The sequence below is a fragment of the Candidatus Nitrosarchaeum limnium BG20 genome (assembly GCF_000241145.1).
Taxonomy (GTDB): domain Archaea; phylum Thermoproteota; class Nitrososphaeria; order Nitrososphaerales; family Nitrosopumilaceae; genus Nitrosarchaeum; species Nitrosarchaeum limnae.
In genome coordinates this window covers 1-6,694 of the sequence record NZ_AHJG01000109.1, presented here as the reverse complement: position 1 = coordinate 6,694, position 6,694 = coordinate 1, and the positions used below count along the sequence as shown (strand labels likewise).

Here is a 6,694-nt window from a genome sequence, read left to right as displayed (position 1 = left end):
GCGCAGACCTACGGTCAGCCCTCTAAAAACGATTATTTTCTTACTAAATCTGGTAAGGAAGATCTTACTGCTTTTAGTAAGGGCCTCCGTGCATTGTCTGTCGATACGACATACAAGGAATGGTTGTATGCTAACAAAAATACAAGATATGCACGGTACATCTGGCTTAGAAGCCCATCCATTGTTAATCTTATTTTCACAGAAAATTTTGTAAGCAGAACAAATGATCGAAACAAACAGGATGATCTGAGAACTATGGGAAATCTTTGCAGGTTTCATGATATTAAATTTGATACTGACCTTCATGAAAAATTTACATCTTGGATTAAGAAAAAAGAGATAAAATGGAATTCTACTACATACAAACTTCCAAAAGAACAATTATCCATAAATCATGTATTAGATAATATTACAAAATTAGAGCCATTATACTCTGATTTTGCTTTATTCATGTTAACTTCTGGATTACGTACCATTGAGGCTAGAACTGTATTTGAAAATCATAAGAAATTCTGTCATGATGGAACAATTGAAATCTTTTGGCATCGAAAAACAAAGAATGCAAACGCCACTTTTTGTCATCCGTTATTACATGATAAAATGGATAAAGATTTGAAATTTGACTATGATCATTTCAAGAAGTTAGAATGTGAATTAAGATTCCTTAGAAAATTGAACTACACAATAGTAGCTACGAAGATTGATCCATTATTAGCAAATTTTATGCAGGGAAGAACCGGTGATGTATCTCAAAGGCATTATTTTTTACCTATGATGAGTCAACACAGAAAAAAATGGATTAAGATTTGGCATACCATGTTAAATAATATCACGTAATACCAAAGTAGTGATTTTTACAACAAACATCTTATTTTTATTTTCAATTATTGGAATAGTGTTTTTCAGTTTTGGAAATTATTTTATTTCCGATTCTTTTGCAATTGATTTCACTGATAGTACTGGCTATTCTGCTAGTTGGGCAAAGAATTATGGTTATCAAACTGTTTTACTAAAATGCGATGAATTCTCTGGAGATTCTAGAGATGGAAAATGGTGTATGGAATGGATTGCAAATGTTTTAGATCAAGGATTTGAAAACTTTCCACAAAGCACATCTGAATCTAACAAAAACATACCACAAAAACAAACCAATGTATCTGATGATAAATTCATCGAACTGCGTTCATTCTTTGCAGGTTTTAATGATCCAAAAATCATCTTTCAATCTGAAAACACTATTAATGGAATTCCAGGCATTACTGAAGCACAGTTGCTTAGAACATACACGAATGGTGAAATGACTCAAAGAATACTCGTCGTAGAAACTGAACAGCCTACTGGTGAACAACAATTTTTTAAAAATATAGTTAATTCTTTCAGAAAAGAACAAAATAATCCAAACAATGAATTAGTTTCTTGGAATTCCAATGACAAGAACTGCTCAGTATATGTTGTTGACGAATCAAAATGTATAATCAGATCTGAGATTTTAGGCTACTATGATACAGTAGGCTCTACATATTCTAATGGTCAGTTTGTAGATCCGAAAGCATCATGCTTTGTAACAACGACAATAAAAATATCTCTTGGATACACTAAGAGCATATGGTGTATCAAAGGCAAGTATTATGTTTTACAATCCACTGTTTGGGACAAATACATTAGTATCCAAGACATATCTCTAACATCCCATATCATCAAATCAATTGATACAAAATACGGTTATCCAATTTTAAGCCCACAAGATTTCTTAGAAAATCCTGATGTAGTTCAAGTTTTTTTATCGGGGAATGATGACGGATTGAAGAAAAATACACAGGTAACCATTGAAGTTCCCAAAGAAAAAATACAAGAAACGCCAAAAACAAAGCAAGATTGTATTGATACTGCAGATAAGATGTTAGGAACTGCAACCTCCTCTACGGTTACTGATATAATTGATAATGTTTTTGATGATTATCTATTATGTATGAAAAATATTGGAAGACCTTTGGGTCCAGTTGAACCTATGTATGGTTTTACATCATCACAAGCAGATAAGATACAAGGGACTCAAGATGATTGTGAGTATTTTGCCATTACTAAAAATACCAACAATCAAGAAAAAATGCAGATTGAACTTCAAAAATGCCGTATGCAATACATAGAAATGGCACAAACTGCAATGCATACAAACAAAGTACAATTCAATACACAATCAAATATCGTTTCAAATGAAACGTTAGGTCCTCATTCTGGTGAAGGTGTAATTTCAGATGAAAAATCTTGTATTACAATGATTGAAGGTTCTAAATGGAATCCAACATCTAACACTTGTGTTGTTTCTTCGTTTACAATTCATTCAGGAAAAATTCTGACAATTTCTAGTGATGTTACTTTAAGTAATTCAAAAGGCATTATTACAAATAATGGAATACTTACTGTTTTAGGTAATATAATTAACTTTGGTGCTATTGAAAACTTTGGTACAATTCATGTTTCAGGAAAACTTGGAAATCAGGGAAATCTTAACAATACAGGAATTATAACCGTTAACAGTACTGGTGAAATATCAAACGCCTTTACGAGCAATGTAAATAATTTTGGTACAATTTTAAATGAACATCGAATAATAAATTTTGGACAAATTAATAATCATTGTAATGCCAGTATTTCAGGAAATCCACTTGGAGATGATTCTGGTTTTGGAGATAATCCAATTAATTATATTTCATGTAAAATTATTCCAGAAAAAGTAGAATATGTGTCTGAAGAACCTGTGTCTGATGTAAAAACTGCATCAGAAAAAGGTGGTGGTTGTCTTATTGCAACTGCAACTTACGGTAGTGAGTTAGCACCACAGGTACAACAATTACGTGAGTTAAGAGATAATCAACTACTCCAAACAGCATCAGGTACATCATTTATGTCAGGATTCAACCAATTCTACTACTCTTTTTCACCGCAAATAGCTGATTTTGAGCGTGAAAATCCAGTATTCAAAGAGGCTGTTAAAATTGCAATAACTCCAATGCTTTCAACTTTATCCATAATGACACTAGCAGATTCTGAAACTAAAGTATTGGGATTTGGAATTTCTGTAATTTTGCTTAATCTTGGAATCTATGTTGTGGGTCCTGTCTTTGGAATTTCAAAGATAAAAACACACATTCAAAGAAAACAAACTAGCTAATGTTATAGTGAAACAGTAAAAGCTATATACTATCTCCATAAGAGAATTCGTTATACAAAACTATTATACAAAAATCCTATACTGAATTCTGAATCAAGTAACAAACTTTATAATCTTGCATAACGTAATGCATACAAGTAAAAATTATTTTAGATTTTTAATGTTGTTAGAAAAAATGCAAACATTTAGATCAGGGATTTGATTTGAAAAATAATTATGTATAAAAATAAATTTTCTTTTTCAATGACAAATATAAACAAACAAACTGAAAATGTTGTTTCAGAATCCGACAACCTTTCAGAAATCATTAGGATTCTAAGTAAAGAAGTAAAACAAGAAGAAGATAATCTCTATCGAGTTTTACTTTGTGGTTTGTCTGCATTTACTGCAGAACCACTACATATGAGAATCTTTGCTCCAACATCTGAAGGAAAGACCTATCTCTTGGAAAAAGTATCAAATGTATTTCCACTAGAAAATATATTGAAATTAGCATCAGCATCTCCTACATCGTTCAAATACGACAATGGAAAAGTCATGATTGAAGAAGAAAAAGAAGTATTTGTTCCACTTGATTCAAAACTAAAATTATTTGAAGAAAAATTAGAGAAAGAACTCAAAGAAGAAACTGAAAAAGAATCCAAAGAAGAAAAAACTGAAAATGCCACAGACAAACAAAAGGATAAAGATCGTAAACAGAAAATCGATGTAGAAAGAAAAAGACTTGAAAGAGAAGCAGTGAATTTGATAAATCTAAAAAACAAATGGCTGATATTTCTGGATGATCAAAACACAGCATTATGGGATTTCTTCAAACCGATTCTTTCTCAGGATACAAAACTCATTAGACATAACACAACTAACAAGCAATCCGGTTCTAATAGGCTTCAAAAAACTATCTTTAAAGGAAAGCCTTCAATATCATATGCTTCAGCAAAAGACGAGGCTAAAACTGACATTACAAATGAAATTGATAGTAGATTTCAGACAATTTCATTAAGATCAAATCCACAAAAATACAAGGAAAGTAATGAACTAGTCACCTATCAATATGGCCTACCTGGACAATTATATGAAGAACTAGTTGTTAGTAAAGAGGAAATTGAATATGCAAAATCTTTGGTATCTTCAGTTATTCAATCCTTAAAGAGATATAGAAAAATCGATGGACCTGTGTTTAACCCATTTCTTGATGAGATACACAAACAATTTCCTAACAATTCAGGTTATAGATCCAGACAACTAAAGAGATTATTGAAAACATCTAATCTATTCACTCTATGTAATGCAATCAATAGGCCAAAATGGGAACTAAAAGGTACAAAATATGTCGTAACTGATCTAAGCGATGTTCAGCATGCAGTTAGGTTGATCATAGAAAATACAGGAATTCCAAGCCACAAGATTCAAGCATACAACGAAGTGATCAAACCATCAATTCTAAAACATGGTAAAGAGATGAGTGTCGAAGGACAAAATTTGGTTGTTCAAACAGTAGCACAAATTTTAGAACAATACCAAGAACATAGAGAACGAACATACAGTAGACAACAACTGTTGGAAACTTATCTGATTCCTCTTGTGGAGAATGGATTTTTAGAAAGAACAAAGGATCCTACCAACAAGACCAGAGATATTTTTTGGATTCCTGAACGATATCAACAAGTGGATGCTACAACAGAATCGACATTAATCGACACAAAGACATTAGATGAATCATGCGTAAGATCATGCCTAGAGAAATACATCATACGTCGATACGAGAAAGAAGAATATCAGTTCTATAATACAAATGATGAGATTATTTCTGTAGAAGAACTGTGTAAACAAGTAACACGAATCGACATTGCATTAGTTAAAAATAGCTTCAAAAACTAAAATGTCGAAACGTCGATTTGTGTAGATTCTAGAAGCCACTTTATTAGTTGGAAAATAGATAATTTGATCATGACTTACAATCAACAAGACATTGAACTAATGATTTCAAATCTTCCTAAACACAGAGCGTTATCTGATCTTGATGAATCATTTACTCCACAAAGAAGACATCTCAAGGCCGGAGGCCAACATCTCCCTATTCCTACAAGGCCAAGAAAGATCATAAACTCCATGATTGAATATTTTCAAGACAATCCAGTTGAATTAGAAAATAATTGGAGTGATTCAAACATTCCATATTTTCTGTGGGATGTGCAAAAATTTTCAGAAGATCGAGATGTTAAAAGATTAATACAAATTCCAAATGTCAAAAATTTGATAAAAATCCAAAATAGAATTACTTAAGGTAATTTCCTCTTTTTTCTTTTTTCTTAAGAGGTATCACTCTTGATCAAACACTTCTTTGATGTTAAAGCCTTGTTCATAGTCAAAACTATTCTGTTCATCTGTTTCTTTTCTCTTCTTTTTTGTTTCCATTACCTTTGTGTACAGATGTTTCTAAATTAAGGCATGGTAATTATCATAAATTAACATTACACGAAATAAGTGTTTTAGACTCTACTCATGACTAAAAATCTTAAATTCATAAAATACCTGAAAAAATAATGAAATCAATTATAATTATTCCAATAACCCTTGTTTTGTTAATTGCCATCACTGTTCTTATACTGAGTTCTAATGACTCTTTGGCACCCCATGTATTATCTACTGTTTCTTACTCATTTGGTGTAGTTATTATATTTACAATCCCTATACTGATAATTTTGTATGTGTCAAAGAATAAAGGAATAATAAAAAACAATATTGTTAAAAATATTTTAAAAGGATATGGTTTGTTATTTTTAGGATTAATTGTAGTAGGAATTACATCCGCATCTTTCACCCATGATGAAGTAAATATAAAACCAGAAAAAGTAAATGAAGAAATAAAAAATAAACTCCCAAGCAAAATATCAGAAATTATTCCTTCTAAAATGGGAAATGGTTGGTATCAAACTGATGAACAAGAAGTATACTATGATCATGCAGAAAAATTACTTGAAAAATATGTTCTGACTTACAAAGGTAAAGATCATGTTGGACTTGATATGCAAGATGCAATGTTGATTGCATTGACAAATAAGTGTGGATTTGATGTAATGTTGGATAAATCTAACACCGAAACATGGGTTTCTGTATCTGATGAATTGGATAATAAGGATAAACTCACCGTTATGATGAATACCAAGAGTGATGTTTTATGTGCAAACACTCCGGCATATTGGTTTGATGTTTATCTTCATACAGGAAAAATTACTTCGGAATCAGACTCATTGGGTGGAAGTCAGATACTGCTTGATTATCTAGATACATCCAACTAGATTTTTCTTCTTTAATAGTTGATCAAAATCTAAATACTATCTTCTCATTATGTTCTCATGCTAAGTAAAACTGAACGTAATTATCTCTCTAGAAAAATCAATCCAAACAAAAATTATGAATACAAAATTCTTTATTCTATAAGGAAAAAACTAAAAGAATTCTATCATTTAGAACTTCCATTAATTAATTCCTCACCGAAGGTGCATTGCGCCGTAGGCGCTG

General features: G+C 31.4%; 5 protein-coding genes. All 5 read left to right on the top strand.

Annotated features, from left to right (window positions below; genetic code table 11):
- The coding region (locus BG20_RS03415; protein WP_010190958.1) for an integrase at positions 1-837 on the top strand (837 nt) is incomplete at its 5' end.
- 10 nt (positions 838-847) lie between these two features.
- Positions 848-3,172 carry a CFI-box-CTERM domain-containing protein gene (locus BG20_RS13965; RefSeq protein WP_052304762.1) on the top strand — a complete coding sequence of 775 codons (2,325 nt, stop codon included), beginning with the start codon at positions 848-850 and terminating at the stop codon, positions 3,170-3,172.
- A gap of 243 nt (positions 3,173-3,415) precedes the next feature.
- Positions 3,416-5,050 (top strand): hypothetical protein, encoded by a 1,635-nt coding sequence (locus BG20_RS03405; RefSeq protein ID WP_133936211.1) that lies wholly within the window; start codon positions 3,416-3,418, stop codon positions 5,048-5,050.
- Between the two features lie 69 nt (positions 5,051-5,119).
- Positions 5,120-5,455 (top strand): hypothetical protein, encoded by a 336-nt coding sequence (locus BG20_RS03400; RefSeq protein ID WP_010190952.1) that lies wholly within the window; start codon positions 5,120-5,122, stop codon positions 5,453-5,455.
- A gap of 260 nt (positions 5,456-5,715) precedes the next feature.
- The gene (locus BG20_RS03395) at positions 5,716-6,471 is read left to right on the top strand and encodes a hypothetical protein (RefSeq protein ID WP_010190950.1); all 756 of its coding nucleotides are present in this window, start codon (positions 5,716-5,718) and stop codon (positions 6,469-6,471) included.
- Positions 6,472-6,694 lie beyond the last annotated feature (223 nt).